This is a genomic window from Flavobacterium sp. GQ95 (assembly GCF_059758655.1).
Map to the genome: position 1 here is coordinate 482,910 of NZ_JCAXEB010000002.1, position 19,897 is coordinate 502,806.

Sequence of the window (19,897 nt, forward strand, 5' to 3'; positions counted from 1 at the left end):
TTTTTATTTCCTGATGCTTTGAATTATACTATTATCTATAAAGTCCATTGCGGTATTTATATAGGTTGGGTCATTATGGGTAAATGCCAAAAGTGAACTTCCTTCAATTAAGGATAAAATTATTTTCGCATATTGAACCGGATCCGTATTTGGCTGAATTTCATTATTATTAATGCCTTCAGTGATAATAGTAGTTAAACCAATAGTGAATTTTTGAGATAAATTTTGTGCTGCCTGAAATAATAACGGGTTGATAAATTTTGTATCAACTCCTGCACGCAACATTGGGCATCCGCCTCTGTCCTTAACTAAGTCATAATAGCTGCGCTGATAATCTGTTATTGTATGAAGCTTATTTATACTCCCTTGTTGAGCGGTAACTAGTTGGAATAAAGGTGTTATTGCAAGTTTTATATTTAATTGAAATGATTTTAATGCTAAATCTTCTTTGTTTGAAAAATTACAGTAAATCGCACCTTTTGTAAGGCCAGTGGCCTTTGTTATATCAGTTAAGCTAGTGCCAACATACCCTTGTTTATTAAAAATGGGAGCTACTTTGTTTAATATGATTTCTGAAGTATTCATAATTTCGGCATAACTTGATAAGATTCACAACAAATATAATATAAATACCGATCGGTATATGGTAAATATGAAAAAAAAATATTTTCAGAAGAAATGAGATTTTAGAAGAAGCAGCATCTCATACAAGAATGTTTTTAAAAACATTAATGAAACAGCCAGTCTACAGAAAAAGCAAGGATGATGAAAATATTGTGTATAAATACAAGTTGGAGATAATATCCCTTAAAATTGGCAGTATAAATTGATGGTATGATTTCTGCCAGAAACATCCAGCTTATAATTCGTATTACGGCGGTAATGAAACCTATAATCATACTTGTTGTCCAGGAAATTTCTCCAAATTCAGAATACCACAGAAGATAATAAATTGTTGCAAAACATAGTCCAAAGATATGATGTAATAGCTGTCCGGTCGTTAACTTTGCTTTTAACGGGAAATCTATATTAAGAGCAGAAAGAAGACTAGTGAGCAGGACCGGTTCCTGATAAAATTCGTTGTCTGATACTGATAATGCTCTGTTGAACAGTCGCAGTATACAACAGCTTACCAGCCAGGAAATAAGAATTTGAAAAAGCAGGGACAAGATCATGAAGAGGTGTAGGTTTTACACTTCAAATATAGTAATGAAAGCGTTATAAAATAAAATTAAAATAAAAAACGCTTTTATGACTTTGTTACCTCATTTTGGATGTTATTATTTTTTATTTTAAATGATTTAATAACAGGTAGTTATTTATAATTTTTTGATGATATGTGAGTAGGAGATAAACCATATTTCTTTTTAAAGGCAAAGGAAAAATGGGAGAGATCTTCAAAACCAACTTCAAGATAAACTTCCATTGGTTTTTTCTTTTTTTCTGACAATTGATAATAGGCCAATGCTAACCTCTTTTCGGTTAACCACTTCTGAGGTGTACTATTAAAATGTTTTTTAAAATCCCTATTAAAGGTAGATAAACTGCGGCCTGTCAAATAACCTAATTTTTCCATCGGCATATTAAACATAAAATTTCGCTCCATGAAATTAATTAAATCAACTTTGCCCGGCTCGTCAAAATTGGCCAAAATGTTATCCACGCTTTTATCTATTTCTCTTAAAATACTTATTGCCTCACTAATTTTTAGCGACGCGATGTTCTCAGGAAATTTGCCTTCCAGTTCAAAATATGGAATTACCGAGGCCAGGCAACTTTCTAATAACGGATGATTGTTAAAACTGTATATTTTCTGTGTGGTAACCTGCTTTTTGTTTACATCAATTTTTTCATAGAACTTTTTTAGGCGTTCTGTAGACAGATGCATTACTACAGTTTTGTGTGGCTGTCCATTTTTAGGATAATTTATTATGGTAGCCAGCAGATTTCTTGGAATTAAAAATATATCACCCGTTTTAAAATAAAAAGTAGCATCTGCCTGTATTATTTTGGTTTCACCTGAAATAAACCAAATCAGCATATGGTCCTCAAAGATTAAGTCCGATTTAAACAACTTATCATCATAGCTGGAAAGCTTAATTTCAGGTGTTAAGTATTTTGAAATGTGTTCCATATTTGTATTATTACTACTAGTCCAAAGATAGTTATCTCTGTTGGCATTGCAATACGCCCCAGATCTCATAGTTGGTAATACGGGTTTGACTGTCAATGCCTTTCAGGGTTAGTTATTGATTAAGAAAACTGAAATGATATATCTGTCATTTTCTCGCTTAAATCCCACAACCTTTTGGAATTTGTTTCATCAAGAGCATAAAGTTCTACGCCGTAAGATCCAACGCTATCCGCACCATTTGATAATGGGGCGATATCATTATTTTCGCAATAGACACCACCAATATTATCAAGTAATGGACTTGTCGCACACCACACAGTTGTAGCAGCACCTTGTGGAATTGATTTTAATTTTGCTGCTACTTCAGGAAGCAGATTGCCATTTTCATCCAGAAAGCCCATTTTTTTGAATAACTCTAATGAAGCTTCCCTTCCCAATTCAGTTCCAGCAATTGAACCAGGGTGTAAAGAGTATGCTCTTACATTGAATGCTTTGGCGCGATTGTCAAGTTCGAGGGAAAATAAATTACAAGCGGTTTTTGATTGTCCGTAAGCTTGCAAGGTTTCGTATTCTCTGTGAAGAAAGTTAGGATCTTCAAAATTGAAAGGAGCCATCTGATGTCCGAGAGAAGACACATTGATTACCCTTGCACCATTTGCGTTTTTAAGTGTCGGAAATAATCTTGCCGTTAAATGAAATTGTCCTAAATAATTAGTAGCCAATTGTGATTCGATTCCTCGACTGTCTCTGCGCAATGGAACCCACATAATACCTGCATTGTTGATAAGCAAATGCAATGGTCTGTTGGATAGGAGGAATTTCTCTGCAAATGCATCAATCGAATCGGGATTCATAATATTCATGATTTCTATTTCTACATTTTTAATCCCTTCAAGATTTTTCTTAGCTTTCTCAACATCTCTGGCAGGAACAATTACAGTAGCACCTGCATTGGCCAACGTTTTAGTGGTTTCAAGCCCTATACCTGTATTTCCACCTGTTACGATTACGATTTTCCCCTTAAGGTCAATTCCTTTAATTACATCACTTGTAGTAGATGTTGCATCAAACCCTGAACCTATTGGTTGCTGTAAGTCTCCCTGATAATTGTTGCGTCTCATATTTTTAATTATTAAAAGTTATGGGACAAAATTAGAGACATAACAGTTCTTGCATTTTGTTTATAAAGTCAAATTACTTTGTTTAGAATGTCACTTACGTTGGTGCAGCTACTATATTTTTAGCTGAAACTTTTGAATTAATTTAAAATGATGTTGTAAATTAGCTAAGTATCCTCATTTTATTTCAATTTAGACATTTTCGGAGGTGATCAGAACTCTAAAATTATCAGCATATGCCCTGGAACCCGGAAATATATAATAAGTTTAAAGATCTACGTTATAAACCATTTTATGATCTAATGGATTTTATAAAGTTACCAGAATCTTCGAGTGCTATTGATTTAGGTTGTGGTACAGGGGAACAAACTTCAATATTAGCAAGGAAATTTAGTAAAACCGATTTTCTTGGGATTGATTCCTCATCTGAAATGCTGGCAAAATCAAAATCTTTTGAAGCAAATAATCTTCGTTTTGAGCAAATGTCAGTAGAAGATCTGGCAGGATCAGATAAAAAGTGGGATTTAGTTTTTAGTAATGCAGCGCTGCAGTGGTCAGATCACCATGAGATATTATTCCCGAAACTGATTGATGCTATTAATCCGGGGGGACAATTTGCGGTACAAATGCCGGTTCAGAAAGAAAATCTGCTTAATAAAATTTTATATCAATTAGCAGAAGAAGGTCCTTTTAAAACTTATTTTAAGGGATGGAAAAGAGATTCTCCTGTACTAAGTATGGACCAGTATGCACAAATTATGTTTGATGGTGGACTGGAAGAAATTCAGATCATGCAGAAAGTTTATCCTATAATCGCGCATGATCATGATACGCTATATAATTTTATTTCAGGCTCAGCCTTGATTCCGTATATGGAACTTCTTCAGGAAGATCAGAAAGCATTTTTTATCAGCACATTTAAAATCAGGATGGCAGAGCATTTTCCAAAGCTTCCTGCCATTTATGCCTTTAAAAGAATTTTGCTTTACGGGAAGAAAAGATAAAGAAGATATGAAACCTGTTTATACTGAAAAGCATAAACAGGTTATGTAAATAATTTCTTAATTAGTACCAGCTGCACTTTTATCTACAAGAAATAATAATTCTCCTGAAACGGGCTTAATCAACTGCATCGGGTAAGTTGCAGGATTATACGCTCCGGTTGTTACTTCTTTCAATGCATGTGCTTTTTTATCTCCAAAAGCCACTACAATAATCTTTTCGGCTTTGTTTATAAGTGGTGCAGTAAGTGTAATACGATGCATCTTTTGAGGTTCCAGATAGTAGGCAGAAACCCATTTGTTTTGCTCGTCTAATACTGCCTGACCTGGAAAAAGAGAGGCAGTGTGTCCATCATCTCCCATTCCTAATAAGATAAGATCAAATTTTCCTTCCTCACCTAAAACATTTCTAATAGACTGTTCGTAAGTAACGGCAAAATCTTCTGGTGTAACACCGTCTTTGTACATTTCAAAAATGTTTTCAGACGGAATAGGAACGTGGCTTAGTAAGGTTGAATAAGACATTTTTGCATTACTAAGATCATCATTAAGAGGTACCCAGCGTTCGTCACCCCAGAAAATAAAAACTTTACTCCAGTCTATTTTAGCTTTGTAATCGTCAGAAGCTAATAATTTGTAAATCCCGGCAGGAGAGGAGCCACCTGTAAGAACGGCTGTAAATTTGCCTTTTTCAGCAATTGCTTTTTGGGCTGATGCTACAAAAAGAGCAGCTGCTTTAGTGTTAATTTCTTCTGTAGTATTATATATCTGTATCATCTAAAAGTTCTTCTTTTGTTTGTGTGTTTGGAATCCATTTGTGTCCCTGACGCGCTAATAGTTCATCAGCTTCTTCAGGTCCCCAGCTTCCTGCTTTGTAATTAGGGAATTTGACTGGTACCGTATCTTTCCATACCTGCTGAATGGTGTCAATAGCATCCCAGGCTTGTTCTACCTGATCCCAACGCATGAATAAAGTAGGGTCTCCTGCTAGGGCATCAGCAATCAGCGTTTCATACGCTTCGGGTGACATTGTTGAGCAGGAAAAATAATCAAAGATCATTTCTGCCGGTCTCAAAGAAAGTGACAGACCTGGTTTTTTGGTCATGAACTGCAGCTTGATATCCATTGCAGGCTGGATGTTGATAATAAGTCTGTTTGGTGTCATACCTTCTTTTCCATAAGAAAATGAAGAATGCGGAACAGGCTTAAATTGTATAATAATAGAAGATTGCTTTTCTTCCATTCTTTTTCCTGTACGCAGATAAAACGGAATTCCCTGCCATCTCCAGTTATCCAGATAAATTTTCATAGCCACGTATGTTTCTGTAATAGAATCGGGAGCAATTCCTTTATCCTGACGATATCCAACAACCGGTTTACCTTTTATAGTACCGGCATCGTATTGCCCTCTGACGATGTAGTGATCAACCTCATCAGGTTTGATACGGCGAATCGATTTTAAGACATCTGCTTTACGGTTTCGGATGTCATCTGCTTCCAATGAAGCCGGAGCCTCCATGGCGGTCATACATAAAATCTGAAGCAGATGGTTCTGAATCATATCTTTTAAGGCGCCAACTCCTTCATAAAAGCCGCCGCGTTCTTCAACGCCAACTTCTTCTGCTACTGTAATTTGGACAAAATCAATAAAGTTACGGCTCCATAAAGGTTCAAACATCGAATTTCCAAAACGGAAAGCCAGAATGTTTTGCACGGTTTCTTTACCTAAATAATGATCGATTCTGTAAATCTGTTCTTCTTTGAAAGTCTGCGAAAGCATTTCATTAAGAGCGATGGCAGAAGTTTTATCGTAACCAAAAGGTTTTTCAATAATGATACGATCTTGCTTAGGATTTGCAGCTAACCCGATTTTCTTAATATTACTGGAAATTGTAGTGATGAAAGAAGGTGTGATAGAAAGGTAAAAAAGACGATTGGCACGTTCTCCAAAGGCTTGGTCTATACCATTTATCTTATCATTTAAACCTTGATACGATTCTTCCTTGTCAATATCAAGACTATGATAGCTTATATGAGAAAGAAATTTTAGGGTTTCAGGGTCAGAAAGACCCTTTTTTCTTGAAAAGTTATTTAGATTTTCTAAGACATAGCTGCGAAATTCTTCATCGCTTTTTTCAGCTCTTCCCAGTGCGATAATCTCAAATTTCTTCGACATACGGCCGTCGAGATACAAATTTTGAAATGCGGGAAAGAGTTTTCTTTTTGCCAGGTCTCCGGTTCCTCCAAAAATGACAATGATTGTTGGATTTATATTTTTGAACTTACTCATTTGTGTGTTGTGTTGCTTAAGGTTCCTTATTCAGACCATTGTGTGTGGAAAACACCGGTAGTATCGATTCTTTCGTAAGTGTGAGCGCCAAAATAATCGCGCTGTGCCTGAATTAGGTTTGTTGGTAGATTTTCAGATCTGTAGGCATCAAAATAAACTAATGAATTCATTAGTCCGGCTACAGGTAATCCTTTTTGAACAGCAAATTGAATAACTGATCTCATTCCTGCCTGATTCTCCGTTAATTTTGAAGCGATTCCAGAATCTAAAAGTAAATTTGGTAAATCTGTTTTTGTAACATATGCTTTTCTGAAATCTTCTAAAATGTTGGCACGAATAATACAGCCTCCACGCCATATTTTAGCAACAGTTTCCAGATTTAGTCCGTAATTATATTCTTTAGAAGCAGTGTGGAGCTGTGCTAATCCTTGTGCATAAGTCACAACGATAGAAAAGTATAAAGCTGATTTTAAAGTCGCAATTGCTTCGCTTGTATTTACATCAGTTGCTGAAGCCTTCCAAACCAGGTTTTTGGCTGCTTCAATTCTTTCTGGTTTCGTTTTAGACATATCGCGCATAAAAACGGCTGCATCAATAGTTGGAATCGGCACTTGTAAATCCATTGCGTTCTGAGAAGTCCATTTTCCTGTTCCTTTTGATTTTGCCCAATCTGAAATTTTGTTGATCAGTCGGCTTCCGTCTTCATCTTTTTGTTTCAGAATATTTCCGGTGATTTCGATCAGATATGATTTAAGATCGTTTGTTTGGTTCCATTCTTCAAAAGTTTTCTGAATGGTATCTTCATCCAGATTATAACCTCTTTTCATAAGGTCATAAATTTCAGAAATCAGTTGCATAATTCCGTATTCGATTCCGTTGTGAACCATTTTTACATAGTTACCGGCAGATCCGTTTCCTAAATATTCTACACAAGGCTCTCCATCAACTTTTGCAGCAATAGCCTCAAAAATAGGACGAAGTCTCTCGTATGCTTTCTGATCTCCGCCGGGCATCATAGCAGGACCAAATCTGGCACCTTTTTCACCTCCTGAAATTCCCATTCCAAAGAAATGAATTCCCTTAGCAGATAATTCCAAAAATCTTCTGTCTGTATCGGTGAAATAAGTATTTCCGCCATCAATGATAATATCTCCCTTGTCTAGATGAGGAAGTAAACTTGCTATTGCGCTGTCAACAGGTTTTCCTGCAGGAACCAGCAGCATAATAGCTCTTGGTTGTTGAATAAGTTCTACAAAATGTTTAACATCTGTTGTTGCTTCAATGGTATCATTAGGACCGGCTTCCTGTTGAAGAGAATTAACTTTTTCGGTATCTAAATCTAAACCTGCTGCTGCAAAGTTGTGGCTCGCAATATTCAAAAGTAAGTTACGACCCATTACACCTAGTCCTACAATTCCAAAATCAAATTTGCTCATAGTTTTCAATTAACTAAAATTATTATAAAATGTTTTTGCAAAGAAAATGTAAGAGAAAAGGCGATAATGCTTTTTCATTCAGTTCTTTGCAGAAAAACGAAGTTTGCTTTAATCTTATATTTTAAGATTGAATGTGCTAAGTTAGAGAAAAATGATGAAATAGGAGAGGATTAATAGTCCACTTTAAGGGCTATTTTGTTACTTTTTTATGTGTAAAAAACACATTTAGAGTCTCGCAATATTTTTTCTTTGAATTAAAGAAATGTGTGAAAAGGAAGCAGATTGAGTTAAAAGCAAAAGCGATCTTAACTTTTGTTGTAGCTTATTTCTGTGGTAATACGCTATTAATTTAACATAAAGATAAATCAACTTTTTAGGTATTTTTTGTGTGTTGGTTTTCATTTGTTGTTTTAAAGCTATTATGAAAAACTATCTTTTGCAAATGTCTGACGAAGAACTCCAGAAATTGATTTTTCAGGAAAATCATGACGCGTTTGCAATTATCTTCGACAGATACTGGAAGAAATTGTATACGTATGCTTTTAAGATTTATAAGGAAGAAGAAATATGTGAGGATATCGTTCAGGAAATCTTTATCAGTCTTTGGAAAAATACAGCTAATACCGTTATTCTCAATTTAGAGGCCTATCTTTTCAGGGCTGTAAAATACAAAATTGCCAATCATATCAGAAGCTTAAAATTTGACAGAGAGCATCTTGAAGTGCTGGAGACTATTCCGGAACCGAACAATACCGTTGATAATATCGAATATATTGAATTCGAAAAAGGTATTATGAATCAAATCAGTCAATTGACACCTAAGTGCCGTGAGGTTTTTTTACTAAGCCGTATCGAACATTTTTCGAATGCTGAAATTGCAGAAAAATTAAGCCTTTCTATCCATACGGTCGAAAAGCATATCAGCAATGCTTTAAAACAGTTGCGACTTAATGGTCATCATTATAATACACTACTTTTTTACTGGGCAGCCTTTCTTTATGTTAACTAAAAAAGTACTGTTTTAAGAAAACGTTAAGACTGCTTTTTCGACTACTTGTCTGAATCAAAATTGGTGACTTATCTATAAAAGCACTCATTTTGAAAAAAGAAACCCTTTTGCTACTGGCAAAAAAATACACAGAAGGTACTTGCACACCCGAAGAAAAAATGGCAGTTGAAGCCTTTTTCGACAAAATGCAGGATGGTTCAACTATTAGTCTGCATCAATTCCCTGATGTAAAAGGCAATATTATCTTAGGAAAAATATTCCATGAATTACAAACAAAAAAACAACCTGGAAATTTCAGATTTAAAAAAGCCCTCAGAATTGCAGCGATTTTAATTGTTGCTATTGCAGTTTCTTTTTCCGTTGTAAAATTTGCGTTGACACCAAAGGAAATAATTCAGATTGCTCATAAAGGAGAAAAAAAAGAAGTTTTGCTGCAAGATGGCAGCGTGGTGGTTCTGAACTCCAACAGCAGTATTACATATCCGGAAGAATTCGGGGAAACCCGTAATATCGAACTTAGTGGAGAAGCCTATTTTAAAGTTTGCCGCGATGTAAAAAGACCTTTTATAGTACAAACTCATGATGTAAAAGTTAGGGTACTGGGAACTTCATTTGATATTAACTCCTATAAACACAGATCTACCAAAGTAAGTGTCCTTACCGGAAGAGTTGAAGTCAGCTCTGCCTCAGGAAACAAAGTAGTTATTGTGAAAAACCAACAAGCTGATCTGAAGCGTAATGCTAATTTCCATATTTCAACAGACGACAGTTCAGAAGGAATCGCCTGGACCAGCAACACTATTATTCTTAAAAACACAACACTTTCTGAAACTGCAAAAATTATTGAAAACTGGTACAATGTGGACATCACATTTGAAGATCAGGAAATCAAAAAATTTACCATTTCCGGAAAGTTTAAAGATGAAAAATTAGAGAATGTACTGGAAAGTATTGCCTTTTTGAAACAGCTAAAAATAATTTACCTAACCCAAAACCATATTGTTATAAGAAGAAAGACGCCTAAAGATTAAATAATAAACCCGCTTCCGGTGCAACGGAAACGGGCATTAAAAAAAAGACTACAAATAAAAATTTATAGCCCAATAGTAATGAACACGAAACTACAATTTTTTTTCAATACCAATATGAAGATGAACAATCTTTATATACTGATAACATTCTTTTTGACCCTGCAGGGATTTGCCATGACAAATTCGACAAAAGAAAGCCAAATCAGCCTAAACCTGAAGGATGCCACTATTACAGAATTTTTTAAAGTGATTGAACAAAAAACAGCATTCACTTTTGTTTTTGATGAAAAAATATCGGGAACTTCTCAGCGTATTACGATTTTTGCTGAAAAAGAAAGCCTTGATAATATCCTTTTAAAAATCTCAGAAAGAACCGGACTTTCTTTCAAAAAGATTAATAATACTATTATAGTGACCAAAAACGGGCACGCGCAGATGACTGTACGCGGAAAAGTGCTTGATGAAAGCGGTTTTCCAATGCCAGGGGTTACAGTCCTTGAAAAAGGAACTCACACCAGTACTTTGACAGACATGGAAGGGAATTTCAATTTTGCAGTGTCAAACTCTTCTGCAGTTCTTACCGTTTCTTATCTGGGGTATCTTTCACAGGATGTTGCAGTAAGCAATTCACTTTTGACAATTACCATGAAAGTAAGTACAAGTGAGTTAAATGAAGTTGTGGTAACGGCTTTAGGAATTAAAAGAGAAGAAAAACGACTTGGGTTTTCACAACAGACCATAAAGTCAGAAAGCTTATCTCAGGCCAGGTCTAATAACTGGTCGTCTGCTTTAAAGGGAAAAGTTGCCGGATTGAGCATTACTTCAGCAGGTTCAGGACCCATAAATTCACAGCAGATTACGCTACGTGGAAACAGATCGCTGAGCCCTAAAGGAAATTATGCGCTTATTGTAGTAGACGGAGTGCCAGTAAATGCAGAGATGACAACCTCTGGTTCAACAAGCGCCTATATGGGAGAAGATTCTCCAATTGATTATGGTAACGGAATTTCTGACCTTAACCTTGATGATATTGAGAGCGTTACAGTATTAAAAGGTGCCGGTGCGACTGCACTTTACGGTAGCCGTGCTGCAAATGGAGCATTGATTCTTACCACAAAATCAGGCAAGAAAAATAAAGGACTTGGTATTTCGTACAGTACTAGTGCCGCTTTTGATAAAATCCAGAGATGGCCAGACTATCAATACAAATATGGGCAAGGAACAGGGAATTCGCCTGATGCTCAGGGTAATCAATATTATTCTTATGGCAATTCAGCAGATGGAACAAGTACTAGTGGAACCAGCAGTGCCTGGGGACCTACTTTTATAGGACAGAATTTTTATCAATATGATCCGATGCTTCAGGGGCAGTCAGCAAACAGGGTTCCATGGACTTCTTATAAAGATAACCGCAAAGATTTCTGGAACACCGGAATAACCTTAAATAATAACATTTCTATACAAGGTGGTGACGATAAAGGATCTATGCGTCTTTCATTAGGTCGCCAGAAAAACGAATGGATTATGCCAAATACTGGTTTTGACAGGGTAACTGCTGCCATCAATGCCAATTATCAGGTATCGGAGAAAATCAAATTAGGAACTACAGTAAACTACAATACCAGAAACAGTGATAATCTTCCTTCCACAGGATATAACAATGGTTCTATTGCTTATTTTATGATTTTCCAACAGCCAAACATTGATCTTGATTGGTATCGTCCTATTTGGGAGAAAGGAAAAGAACAGATTCAGCAGTTACATCCTTTTAGTTCTTTTATTGATAATCCATATCTGATTGCTTATGAAGCTACAAATACCCTAAACAGCGATCAGATTGTGGGGAATATTTTTGCCAATATCAAATTGTCCTCCAATCTGGATTTAATGGTTCGTTCGGCTCTTAATACTTACAATCAGACCAGAGAACAAAAAAGACCGTATAGTATCAACCGATATGCAAAAGGTTTCTATGAAAGACAGGATGTGTATAAACAGGAAATCAACACGGACTTTTTGTTGTCTTATAAAAAGAATTTCGGAAGTAAATTCGCTTTGGCAGCCTCAGCAGGAGGAAATGCCATGAGTTATAAATACAGAAGAACAGAGGCAGAGGTAACAGGTTTGGTGGTTCCGGGAGTTTACAAACTTTCGAACGGATCAAGTGCACCGATTTTAACATTGGGAGATGCTTATAAAAAAATGAATAGTCTTTATGGCTTGGTTTCTTTGTCTTATGGCGAAATGGTTTTTGTAGATGTAACAGGAAGAAATGACTGGACTAGTACACTACCGGTAAAAAATAATTCATTCTTTTATCCTTCTGTAAATACAAGTTTAATCATTTCAGAAATGGCTGCTATGCCAAAAGCGATTGATTATTTAAAATACAGGTTTTCGTATGCACAGGTTGGTAATGATACGGAACCGTATAAAACCCAAAAGTATTATGGACAAAGTGCTTTTCCGAGTTCAGCGCAGACTTTAACGGTTTTATATAATGATCACTTTAAACCTGAGATTACCACCAGTTTTGAAACTGGTTTTGAAATCAGAATGCTTCATAACCGCCTGACAGCTGATGTAACTGTTTATGAAAGTAGCACAAAAAATCAAATTATTGATATTCCGATGGACTTTTCAACAGGTTATAGTGGCGCTGTATTAAATGGAGGTGAAGTTAGGAATCGTGGTATTGAACTTACCCTTGGAGGAAAATTCATAGACCATAAAAATTTCAAATGGAACACAACCTTAAACTGGTCACGCAATTGGAATAAAGTAATGGAACTTGCTGAAGGAATCGATGGACAACAGATTATCGGTACAGGTGGAACAGCTTCTATTATTGCAAAAGTAGGAGGTACGACAAGTGCAATTTATGGTTTTGGTTTTGTGAGATCGCCTGATGGACAGATTGTATACGACAATGCAGGTCTTCCGGCTTATCCTGAACAAATACAATACATCGGAGATGCGAGTCCGGATTGGAAAGCGGGTTTGACCAATACTTTTACTATCGGCAACTTTACAATGAATGTAACTATTGACGGGCAGTATGGCGGTATGCTTTATTCCATGACACACCACAAACTTGCTGAACAGGGTAAATTGAATTCTAATGAAATGGGCAGAGCTGACGGTTTTATCATTGGAGATGGAGTGATTCAGAATGCCGACGGTAGTTATGCGCCAAATACAAAGAAAGTGGCCACAGCAGATTGGTATGTTCGTTATTACAGAAGAGCCAATATTGAATCCAATTCATTTGATGCTTCTTATGCGAAACTACGTGAAGTAAGCCTTCAATATGCTATGCCAAAAAGATGGATTAAAAATACAGGTCTGCAGTCGGTTCAGTTTTCAGTTTTCGCAAGAGATTTAGCTGTTATTTCAGATTTCCCAATCTATGACCCTGAAACTGCAGCACTAAATGGTGACACTATTCTTCCTGGTGTAGAAACAGGACAGATGCCTTCACCAACGACTTATGGTTTTAATTTAAGTTTGACTTTATAATAAGACAATGAAAAAAATAAAAATTGCAGCAATATTAGTATTGCTTACCGGAATGAGTATTTCCTGTACACAAGGTTTTGAAGAGCTTAATGAAAATCCTAATCTTATAACCGAGGTAAGTCCCGGTACACTGTTGAACCCGATAATTTATGGGATTGCTTCTCAGAATGCTCTTCAGAGTGTTGATGTTACCTTCAATTTGATGCAGGTTTCCCTAACATATCCAAGTATTACCGGAGGATTGCATCGTTATGATGTCAGCAATAATATTGGAAATTCAGCATGGAACAATTATTATAAATGGCTTAATAATATCAGGGAAATGCGTATGGCCTCTGTAAAAGCCAAAGATGGTAATTATGAAGCAATAGCGCTTACGCTTAATGCTTTGGTTTATGCCAATTTAACGGATCTTTTTGGACCAGTTCCGATGACTGAAGCTGCGCGTGGAGAAGATGGTATCCTGTATCCAGGATATGACAAACAGGAATTTATTTATGAAACGTTGCTGGCAGATTTGGAAAGAGCCAATACACTTTATGATGTCAGTAAACCTATGATTTATGCAGAGGATATTTTGTTTCAGAACAAAGTAGCCAGCTGGAAGAAGTTTACCAATTCGCTAAAAATGAGATTGCTTTTAAGGATTTCAAACCGCACCGAAACCAAAGCTTTTGAAAAACTGACCTATATGATAGAGCATCCTGAAATATATCCTGTTTTTACCACTACAGCCGAAGGGGCGATTTTAAAAGTAACTGGAGTTTCTCCAAATATGTCTCCTTGGGGAAGACCACAGGATTTTAATCTTAATATAAAAATGGCTTCCTTTTTTATTGATAATTTAAATGCGATGGAAGATCCAAGAAGAGCTATAATTGCTACAGGCGCTACAGCGCTTGTGACCAATGCACCTCTTGGTTATAAAGGAATTACAAGCGCCTATGCAGGTTCTGATTCGCAATTTAAGTACAATGCCTCAACGCTCCTGAATACACAGGCCACAAACCCAATGCAGATATTTATTATGACGTACGCCGAGATAGAATTTATCAAGGCAGAAATGGCGCAACGAGGTTATGTTGCTGACCCTGCCGGACACTATGTAAAAGGCGTTAAGTCGGCTATTGAGCAGCTTAAAGCCGTAGCTCCTGCTAATTACTTTGATAATGTTCAGGCGCAGTATAATGGTACATTGGAGAGAATCATGCTTCAAAAATATTATGCGTTGTATTTTACCGATTACCAACAATGGTTTGAATACCGCAGAACAGGGTTTCCGGTTTTGCCAACAACAACCGCTATGCTTAATGGAGGCATTATGCCTTCAAGATTCACTTATCCGGACAATCAGCAGATTAAAAACTACGAAAACTATATGGAAGCCATTCAGATGATTGAAGGAGATAATATCAATTCTAAAGTTTGGTGGGACAAATAAAAAAAGCAAAGATGAAAAAGACAATTATATTAAGCGTATTACTGTTTTGTAGTGTTTTAACAGCACAAACAACTGTTAAAGGAATCGTATTTGAAGATTTAAATCAAAACGGAAAAAAAGATAAAAAGGAAAAAGGTATTGCAGATGTTGCAGTAACCAATGGACGAGAAGTTGTGGTAACGGATAAAAAAGGAAATTATGTTCTTCCTCTGCAAAACGACGCTATCATCGCTGTAATTAAGCCATCAGGTTATAAAATAGTAGTTAACAAAGATAATCTTCCACAGTTTTTTTACAATTACAAACCAGAAGGTTCTCCTAAAAGTAAGTTCGAGGGTGTAACGCCAACAGGAAAACTTCCGGAGTCGGTGGATTTTGGATTGCTTCCACAAAAAGAAACGGCTGATTTTACAGCACTTATTTTTGGAGATCCTCAGCCTTATAATCTAGAAGAAGTTGATTTTTTTACCAGAGGAATTGTTTCAGAAGTAGAAGGAATTAAGAATATTCCTTTTGGATTGAGCATGGGCGATTTGGTTGGGAATGATCTTAGCTTATTCAATCCATATATCCAGGCAGTAAAGAAAATTGGGATTCCGTGGTACAACCTTTTGGGAAACCACGATCTTAATTTTGATGCCAAAGCTGATAATCTGGCTGATGAAACCTACGAAGCTCATTTTGGCCCGGCTAATTATGCTTTCAATTATGGCAAAGTCCATTTTATTATCCTTGATGATGTGTTGTATCCTGATCCTAGGGATAACGAAGGATATTGGGGAGGATTTACTCCGGAACAAATGCAATTCATTGAAAATGATTTAAAAGCAGTACCTAAAGATAATCTGATTGTAATGGCTTTTCATATTCCGATTAGTGAACCAGATCCTAAAGACGATTCTTTCAGGGACAGTGATCGTCAAAAATTATTTGAACTGCTGAAGGATTTCCCAAATACATTATCACTTTCAGCGCATACCCATATGCAACGCCAGGATTTTTTCGATCAGAAAGATGGATGGCTGCAGGAAAAGCCACATCATCATTATAATATCGGAACAACATCAGGTGACTGGTATTCAGGAAAATTGGATGAAAAAGGAATTCCTATCTCCGTTATGAGAGACGGGACTCCAAAAGGATATGCTTTCATTCATTTTGCAGGAAATCAATATACGGTAGATTACAAAACAGCTGGTAAACCGCAGGATTATCAAATGAAGGTTTTTACGCCAAAGGTTGTTGCAAAAGGAAAGCGTACTAAATCCGGTGTGTTTGTGAATTTTTTCATGGGAAGCAAAAAAGATAAAGTAATGTACCGTGTAGATCAGGGAGAATGGAAAGAGATGGATTATGTACAGGCAGAAGACCCATCTTATGTAGAACTGGTTTATGAATGGGAACTTTCAGAAGTGTTAATGCCAGGAAGACGCTCGTCAGATCCTGAAAAAAGCACGCATGTATGGAGAGGAAGTATTCCTTCTGATCTTGCTTTGGGACAACATACTATTGAAATAAAAGCTACTGATATGTTTGGTAAGACCCATACGTCCAGTAGCAGTTACAGAATTGACAAAGTAAAATAATCAACACAAAAATGATAAGAACAATAAAGGCTCTGTTTCTTTTTACTGTATTGCTGACGGTCTGTAACTGTGCAACCAAAAGTCAGACCTCACAAAAACACGCTGTCGAAGTACAGGGACACCGTGGTGATCGGGGAAACTTTCCGGAGAATACCATTCCGGCATTTTTGAGCGCAGTAAAAAAAGGAGCTGATGTCATCGAGCTTGATGTTGTGATTTCCAAAGATCAAAAAGTGGTGGTTTCTCATGAGACTTTTATGTCTGCCCAGTACATGTCAGATTCTGCTGGAAACCCTATAGCAAAAGAAAAAGAACACAGTTATAATCTTTATGAAATGACTTATGACAGCATTAAAAGATTTGACAGCGGTTCAAGAGGAAATGCTGGTTTTCCAGGTCAGCAAAAAATGAAAACGTATAAACCATTACTATCAGAGGTTATTGATAGTGTTGAGCATTATATCAAAGCAAATAGATTAAAACCAGTCCGCTACAATATTGAAATCAAATCAGAAAAAGCAGATTACGGTAAAAGACAGCCAGAGCCAGAAATATTTTCTGCAATGGTGATGAAAATAATTATTGAAAAAGGAATTGAAAAAAAGATGAATATACAGTCTTTTGATCCGCTGCTTTTAAATGTTTTTCATAAAAAATATCCTAAACCCGCCATTGCATTTCTTGTTGGTGAAGGTGCTTTGACAGAAAACCTCGCAAAGCTTGACTTCATGCCGGAGATTTATAGTCCGAATTATAAATTACTGGACAAAAATCAGATGGATGCACTTCGAGCCCTGAAGATGAAAGTTATACCCTGGACAGTCAATGAAGATGCCGCTATTGAAAGAATGCTTGCACAGCAGGTTGACGGAATCATAACAGACTATCCTGAAAAAGTATTAAAAAAGTTATAAAGATTTTAAAACGATCTTGTGTTTAGGATCGTTTTGAATTGTGTTCAGTTTATTTATTTTTTTTAGAAAAGCCTTCACCATTGTGAAGGCTTTTTGATTTTGTTTATTATTAAAAAATAATGCGAATTTATTTTAATCAGAAATTTATTTTAAGTATCCGGGATTTATCTAAAATCTAAGTTAAATATTTATTAGTTATAATGGAAAGTCGTCTTTACAGAGAATAAAACAGTAACAAAAGCGTTGGTTATATAAACAAAACTATATTATGGGGTTATTTGATTTTATGACAGTGGAAATAGCTATGGATTTAGGAACAGCTAATACTTTAATAATCTACGACGGAAAAATTGTTGTGGACAGTCCTTCCATTGTGGCAAGGGATATTAGGAATGGGAAAATTATTGCCGTAGGGAAAGAAGCGAGTTTAATGCAGGGAAAAACACACGAGAATATTAAAACTATCCGCCCTCTTAAAGACGGGGTAATTGCAGATTTTGATGCATCAGAGAAAATGATTAGCTGGTTTATAAAAAATATACCAGAATTAAAGAAGAGTTTTTTTACACCAGCACTCCGAATGGTGGTATGTATTCCGAGTGGAATTACCGAGGTAGAAATGAGAGCCGTAAAAGAATCTTGTGAAAGAGTAAATGGAAAAGAAGTATTTTTAGTTCATGAGCCTATGGCTGCTGCAATTGGAATTGGTTTAGATGTAATGCAGCCGCAAGGACATATCATTGTTGACATTGGAGGTGGAACCACAGAAATTGCGGTTATTGCTCTGGGAGGAATAATTTGTGATAAATCCATCAAAATTGCCGGGGATGTTTTTACTAATGACATCCTGTATTTTATGAGAACACATCATAATTTGTATATTGGTGAGGCTACTGCCGAACAGATAAAAATAGATGTGGGCGCTGCCATGGAAGAGCTGGAGTTTCCGCCCAATGATTTATTGGTTCGTGGAAGGGATTTACTTACCGGAAAACCTAAAGAGGTACGAATTACCTCCAGAGAGATTGCAAAGGCTTTAGATAAATCAATATTAAGAATTGAAGATGCAATCATGGTAACACTTTCCTTAACACCTCCTGAACTGGCTGCGGATATTTACAATACAGGTCTGTATCTGGCAGGTGGAGGAGCAATGCTGCGTGGTCTTGATAAAAGAATATCAACAAAAACAGATCTGCCGGTCTATATTGCAGAAGATCCGTTGCGGGCTGTGGTAAGAGGAACTGGTATTGTTTTGAAAAATATAGCTAAATATAGAACAGTATTGATAACATAGTTTTCTCCATTAGGTCGGATCTGAAGTTAAATGCAGGACAACAAAACCGGTTATAATCAAATCCAAAACTTGTCAGATAATTACTGAAAAGTATAAAAAAAGTCCATTTCGTATGAAATGGACTTTTTTTCTTTTGTCTTTACAGAGATTTTTAAGGGTCTTAACCGGTATATTTAACCAGCCACTTCGCTTTGTGCTCTGCTCTTGAATTTATAAATGCAATATCAGTTCCTTCTGCAATTGCATCAAGAGGAAAACGTAAAGGCCTTGCACCATCGGGCATATTAATTAGTTCCAAGATGCCATCGGCTATGGTTTGCGGGTCCATATTAAATTCCTGCATTTTTCCAAACAATCCTGCGCCAATAGCATTAAACATTTCGCTCGCTACCGGATCATAAGCTTTTGTAACTTCTGGATAATCAGCATTATTACCCGTTTTCGATCCGTTATTCATTTCAGTAGGATAAACACCTGGCTGAATAGTAACGTTTTCAATATTAAATTGTTTTAATTCATCCTGAAGAGATTCAGTAATGGCTTCTACACTAAATTTAGAAGCTAAATAGGGTCCCATAAAGGGCAGGGAATGACCACTGGCACCTGATGTAAGATTAATTACCAAACCGCTTTTTGCAGCTCTCATAGAAGGTAACACGGCCTGATAAGTACGAATGATACCATAAAAATTGACCTCAAAAAATTTTTTGATCTGGTCAATTGAAAAAGCTTCGACTAATCCGAAACCTGATAATCCTGCATTATTTACCAAAACATCTATTTTTCCATATTTGTTGAGTACTTTTTGAAATGCGGTTTGTACAGAAAGATCATCTGTAACGTCTATTTCTACAACTTCAATATTTGGAAATGAAGAAAGTTCTTCCGCTGCCGATTTGTTTTTGTCATTTGTGGCACGCATGCCGGCGATTACATTATGTCCCGCTTTAGATAAGGTGATGGCTGTCAGTTTACCGAATCCGGTGCTGGTACCAGTAATAAAAATTGTCTTTGTCATGATTACTAAATTTATAATTTAACAGTACAAAGATCTGGTACAACAACATTTGCTTTCATTGACATTTGCCTGATAAAAAAACAAACAAAAGTCAATAAAAAAT

Annotated in this window: 16 protein-coding genes; 8 read left to right on the forward strand and 8 right to left on the reverse strand. The window is 36.2% G+C overall.

Translation table 11 applies throughout. From position 1 onward, the window contains the following. Window positions 1-3: 3 nt before the first annotated feature. The 4 genes from AC6CH4_RS06720 to AC6CH4_RS06735 form a co-directional block, all read right to left on the reverse strand. The gene (locus tag AC6CH4_RS06720) at window positions 4-585 is read right to left on the reverse strand and encodes a TetR family transcriptional regulator C-terminal domain-containing protein (protein ID WP_498101366.1); all 582 of its coding nucleotides are present in this window, start codon (window positions 583-585) and stop codon (window positions 4-6) included. 143 nt (window positions 586-728) lie between these two features. Then, a complete protein-coding gene (locus tag AC6CH4_RS06725) occupies window positions 729-1,175 on the reverse strand; it encodes a hypothetical protein (protein ID WP_498101368.1) in 447 nt (148 codons plus the stop codon). Window positions 1,176-1,315: 140 nt separating this feature from the next. Beyond that, entirely contained in the window at window positions 1,316-2,134 is an 819-nt protein-coding gene (locus tag AC6CH4_RS06730) for a helix-turn-helix domain-containing protein (RefSeq protein WP_498101370.1), read from the reverse strand. A gap of 119 nt (window positions 2,135-2,253) precedes the next feature. After that, entirely contained in the window at window positions 2,254-3,255 is a 1,002-nt protein-coding gene (locus AC6CH4_RS06735) for an SDR family NAD(P)-dependent oxidoreductase (RefSeq protein ID WP_498101372.1), read from the reverse strand. Window positions 3,256-3,488: 233 nt separating this feature from the next. On the opposite strand from AC6CH4_RS06735, the gene AC6CH4_RS06740 reads away from it, so the two are divergent. After that, the gene (locus tag AC6CH4_RS06740; RefSeq protein ID WP_498101374.1) at window positions 3,489-4,256 is read left to right on the forward strand and encodes a methyltransferase domain-containing protein; all 768 of its coding nucleotides are present in this window, start codon (window positions 3,489-3,491) and stop codon (window positions 4,254-4,256) included. A 57-nt stretch (window positions 4,257-4,313) separates the two neighbouring features. Here the strand turns inward: AC6CH4_RS06740 and pgl are convergent, their stop codons facing one another. The 3 genes from pgl to gnd are packed head-to-tail and all read right to left on the reverse strand — an operon-like array spanning window position 4,314 to window position 7,979. Next, complete coding sequence (gene pgl / locus AC6CH4_RS06745; RefSeq protein WP_498101376.1) at window positions 4,314-5,030, reverse strand: 6-phosphogluconolactonase; 717 nt, start codon at window positions 5,028-5,030, stop codon at window positions 4,314-4,316. Beyond that, window positions 5,014-6,543, reverse strand: a complete 1,530-nt coding sequence (zwf, locus tag AC6CH4_RS06750; protein WP_498101378.1) for a glucose-6-phosphate dehydrogenase — start codon at window positions 6,541-6,543, stop codon at window positions 5,014-5,016. The genes pgl and zwf overlap by 17 nt, the downstream gene beginning before the upstream one ends. A 26-nt stretch (window positions 6,544-6,569) precedes the next feature. Beyond that, window positions 6,570-7,979 carry an NADP-dependent phosphogluconate dehydrogenase gene (gene gnd, locus AC6CH4_RS06755; RefSeq protein ID WP_498101380.1) on the reverse strand — a complete coding sequence of 470 codons (1,410 nt, stop codon included), beginning with the start codon at window positions 7,977-7,979 and terminating at the stop codon, window positions 6,570-6,572. A gap of 421 nt (window positions 7,980-8,400) precedes the next feature. On the opposite strand from gnd, the gene AC6CH4_RS06760 reads away from it, so the two are divergent. The 7 genes from AC6CH4_RS06760 (at window position 8,401) to AC6CH4_RS06790 (ending at window position 18,776) form a co-directional block, all read left to right on the forward strand. Further along, window positions 8,401-8,988 (forward strand): RNA polymerase sigma factor, encoded by a 588-nt coding sequence (locus AC6CH4_RS06760; protein ID WP_498101382.1) that lies wholly within the window; start codon window positions 8,401-8,403, stop codon window positions 8,986-8,988. A gap of 89 nt (window positions 8,989-9,077) precedes the next feature. Next, a complete protein-coding gene (locus AC6CH4_RS06765; protein WP_498101384.1) occupies window positions 9,078-10,019 on the forward strand; it encodes a FecR family protein in 942 nt (313 codons plus the stop codon). Window positions 10,020-10,139: 120 nt separating this feature from the next. Continuing rightward, window positions 10,140-13,538, forward strand: a complete 3,399-nt coding sequence (locus AC6CH4_RS06770) for a SusC/RagA family TonB-linked outer membrane protein (RefSeq protein WP_498101386.1) — start codon at window positions 10,140-10,142, stop codon at window positions 13,536-13,538. Between the two features lie 7 nt (window positions 13,539-13,545). Beyond that, the gene (locus AC6CH4_RS06775; protein WP_498101388.1) at window positions 13,546-14,979 is read left to right on the forward strand and encodes a SusD/RagB family nutrient-binding outer membrane lipoprotein; all 1,434 of its coding nucleotides are present in this window, start codon (window positions 13,546-13,548) and stop codon (window positions 14,977-14,979) included. Between the two features lie 11 nt (window positions 14,980-14,990). Then, the gene (locus AC6CH4_RS06780) at window positions 14,991-16,565 is read left to right on the forward strand and encodes a calcineurin-like phosphoesterase C-terminal domain-containing protein (RefSeq protein ID WP_498101390.1); all 1,575 of its coding nucleotides are present in this window, start codon (window positions 14,991-14,993) and stop codon (window positions 16,563-16,565) included. A gap of 11 nt (window positions 16,566-16,576) precedes the next feature. Continuing rightward, a complete protein-coding gene (locus AC6CH4_RS06785) occupies window positions 16,577-17,479 on the forward strand; it encodes a glycerophosphodiester phosphodiesterase family protein (protein WP_498101392.1) in 903 nt (300 codons plus the stop codon). A 268-nt stretch (window positions 17,480-17,747) separates the two neighbouring features. Then, on the forward strand, window positions 17,748-18,776 hold the full coding sequence (locus tag AC6CH4_RS06790) for a rod shape-determining protein (RefSeq protein ID WP_498101394.1): 1,029 nt from the start codon (window positions 17,748-17,750) through the stop codon (window positions 18,774-18,776). Between the two features lie 160 nt (window positions 18,777-18,936). Here AC6CH4_RS06790 and AC6CH4_RS06795 read toward each other — a convergent pair whose 3' ends face one another. Beyond that, complete coding sequence (locus AC6CH4_RS06795; RefSeq protein WP_498101396.1) at window positions 18,937-19,794, reverse strand: SDR family oxidoreductase; 858 nt, start codon at window positions 19,792-19,794, stop codon at window positions 18,937-18,939. Window positions 19,795-19,897 lie beyond the last annotated feature (103 nt).